Here is a 573-nt window from a genome sequence, read left to right on the forward strand (position 1 = left end):
AAAGCCACCAAATTTGGTCACCCCTACGAACAGAATCTCGTTTTTCAATTCTACCGTGACAACAAGTTGATCTGGAGTTCCACTCCGAATCTGCGCTCTCTTTCTTCTTCTTTTGATAACAACGGCTACGCCGACATTACCAAAGACGGCGTGCAGTGGCGCACTTTCCAACTCTCATTACCACAGACCGAGCATGAGAACGAATACGTAGTCGTTGCTGAAAAGCAGAAGATACGTAAAGAGATCATCCATGAAATCGCTCTGTCGACGTCCATCGAACAGTTACTACTATTGCCGACTTTGCTGCTGTTGCTGTTCTGGCTGATAGACAGGTATTTCAGACCGATTAACGATCTACGCACGGCTATCACGCAACGAAACGTGCACCGCTTAGACCGCATTCATGTTACCGACAACACAACCGAGCTTGCTCCGTTGGTGGAAGCACTCAATTCATTGCTTTCTGAACTTGAACAAGCGTGGCAGAGAGAGAAGCGCTTTACGCGAGCCGCCGCACACGAGCTCAAAACGCCGCTGACAATCCTGCGCCTAAACGTAGAAAACGCTCTTGAA

The 573-nt window shown here is 48.5% G+C and carries 1 pseudogene; it reads left to right on the forward strand.

Annotated elements, in window-relative coordinates:
- Window positions 1-573 (forward strand): annotated as a pseudogene (locus R7Z47_RS26080) (two-component sensor histidine kinase); the annotation flags it as partial.

Source organism: Vibrio sp. 1641 (genome assembly GCF_033339995.1).
GTDB lineage: Bacteria > Pseudomonadota > Gammaproteobacteria > Enterobacterales > Vibrionaceae > Vibrio > Vibrio alginolyticus.